At 43.5% G+C, this 2,002-nt stretch carries 1 pseudogene; it reads left to right on the forward strand.

What is annotated here, in order from left to right:
- Positions 1-100 precede the first annotated feature (100 nt).
- Positions 101-2,002: pseudogene (locus ACNQ0W_RS25010) on the forward strand (hypothetical protein); the annotation flags it as partial.

The raw sequence follows: 2,002 nt of genomic DNA on the forward strand, positions 1-2,002 counted from the left end.
ACCGTCTGAATTTGCAGCGGGCTGGAGAAAGGGTCATTCTGAGAATGAAGATTCCGACGTTACTAACTGAGCGTTGTATCTAATCGTGGGGGCAGGTCAGGTCAATGATGCGGGCATTGTCGAAACCAAGATTAAAATTGAAAATATGGATCTGGGTAATATGCGTCTGGTTGGTGTGGCTAAGGTCAGATCGCCATTCTCTGATTTTGAAATGAAACGTGAGACCAGTGCTGTAGGCATTCGAATCTATAAAGGTGAGGAACTGGAGGGTAACCTGTCGAAAAGCCTTATTATCGGAAGGATCCCACTTAGTACTCTGGTAAGCTTCAAATCTGCCAGTACGGCTAACTCTGATGCACTCGCCCCCACCGAATGGCAGCAGTCCTCTGATAATGGTCAAACCTGGACCATGCTTTCCGACATGACCGGAAAGAGAAGTGTAAGTATCAAAAAGACAGAAGTAGGAAAGTGGCTTTATAGGGCAAAAATGACTAATAAATTCACATCCAAGATTTCCTACACAGATGCCTTAACGGTAGTTACCTACAAGCAGCCTAAGCTCAGTATAGATGTTACAGACATTCTTCAGGGCTCAGATATACCTGTAACCCTGCTTGATAACGATGAACCTATACCAGCAGGCACCGCTGAGGTTCTCTGGTCAGAGGATAAAGTCAACTGGGTGCAGGGAGATACAACTTACACTGTGGCTTCAGCTGATACCCTACCGTCTACGATTTATGCCCGGATGCGTTACCTTGATTCCGATGAACTGGCAGAGGAGTCTTCATGGAAGGAAACGTCTGCTCGGTTGGCAGCCGCAAAACCCAAGCGCCTTTCTGTCTCGGTAACGGGGGTTTCAAAGGTAGAGGTTGGTCAAAAAGTTACTTTGGAAGGTAAGTTCACGAACCCTAACAGTAAGTACCAGAATGGTAATAACGTAGTTGAAGAATGGAAAACACCGGATGGCCAGACATTTAAGGGCTCTTCACTGTCTGTTACCCTTACTGAGCAAATGTTGGATAAACAGGGATATGCTGCTTTTGAATACAGTGCATGGTTAGCGGACAATAAGGAGAATACGGTTTCTACCCGTAGAGTTTCTGTCAAATCGTGGGTTTATAAATTTCCCGAGATGAAAATAAGCTCCAAACTTAAATACGACATGGCACCGACCACCCTACGCGTTGCGTTGAGCGGTATTAAGGATGGAGACTATCCTGGTGTTACTTATTCCCGTGAATGGATCTACGACAAAGAGAATCTGGTAATCACTAAAGATGAAGGTGACACCAAAGAATTTACAATTGAAAATCCTGGCAAATATACATTGATGGTTGTTTTCAAAGATAACCGAAACAATGAACAGCGTATCGAAAATACCTTTGTTGTCGATGAACAAACGCCAATGAACGTTGAGATGACACCCAAGTTCTCTAACAAATATATGAGAGCTCCACTCGATGTAACCTTAAGGTCAAACATCAAGCTATCTCATTCGGCGGACTCGATAGATACGGTCACATACAAGGTGAACGGTGAAGTAATACCCAGCGGCAAAAATTATTGGGCTCAACTGATCTCGGGTTTAAAAGAAAAGAAATACGAGATTACAATTGATGTTGTTAGTAAACTTGGACAGAGAGGTTCAGCATCTGTTGAGTTTGATGTCGTTAAAAACGCAGTGCCTAATTGTACATTGAGCTACACGGAAACCAACCTAAGCTGGAGCTTTACCAATAAATGTGATGATACTGATGGAAAAATGGTTAGATATGAATGGTTCATCAACGGCGAATTAAGGAACGTTTTCGGTAGTACGGCTACACTTTCTAAAAACCTTAACCGTGGTAAGCAGGACATAAAAGTAATTGCTTATGATGATAGTGGAGACTTTGCAACACAGCACGTGACAGTTTTCGGACCGGCTGAAGAGGCAAGTAAGTCTGAAAACACTGTATCTGTCTCTTATACACATCTGACGCTGCCGACGACTAACCTC

Source organism: Enterobacter cloacae complex sp. 6730903 (genome assembly GCF_048283985.1).
GTDB lineage: Bacteria > Pseudomonadota > Gammaproteobacteria > Enterobacterales > Enterobacteriaceae > Enterobacter > Enterobacter hormaechei_C.